Raw genomic sequence first — 524 nt, 5'->3', positions numbered from 1 at the left:
CGCTCCTTTAGCTTAACGTCTACACGTTAACCTAAATTAGGCGCTTGGCGATGACCTACTCTCACATGGGGAGACCCCACACTACCATCGGCGCGTTTGCGTTTCACTTCTGAGTTCGGGATGGGATCAGGTGGTTCCACAAGGCTATTGTCACCAAGCAAATTCTGTTTATTACCGTGTCCATCTCTGGCTCACGCTAATAATAATTCGGAAAGCTGATTTTCTGTTGAGTCTTTAACTTTATCAAGTGTCGATATTCTGTCTAAGGCTGCTTATAAAACCCATCTGGGTTGTATGGTTAAGCCTCTCGAGTCATTAGTACATGTTAGCTCAACGCCTCACAACGCTTACACACCATGCCTATCAACGTCCTAGTCTCGAACGGCTCTTTAGAGGAATTAAATTCCTAGGGATGACTCATCTTAGGGCTCGCTTCCCGCTTAGATGCTTTCAGCGGTTATCGATTCCGAACGTAGCTACCGGGCAATGCCATTGGCATGACAACCCGAACACCAGCGGTTCGT

At 47.1% G+C, this 524-nt stretch carries 2 rRNA genes; both read right to left on the bottom strand.

Going from position 1 to position 524, the window contains the following annotated elements:
- Positions 1–42: 42 nt before the first annotated feature.
- Positions 43–158 (bottom strand): 5S ribosomal RNA (gene rrf, locus L5M29_RS23715).
- Positions 159–294: 136 nt separating this feature from the next.
- A 23S ribosomal RNA gene (locus tag L5M29_RS23710) occupies positions 295–524 on the bottom strand; the annotation flags it as partial.

It is taken from the genome of Shewanella sp. SM95 (assembly GCF_025653595.1).
GTDB classification, from domain to species: Bacteria; Pseudomonadota; Gammaproteobacteria; order Enterobacterales; family Shewanellaceae; genus Shewanella; species Shewanella oncorhynchi.
This window is presented reverse-complemented; position numbering and strand designations above follow the sequence as displayed.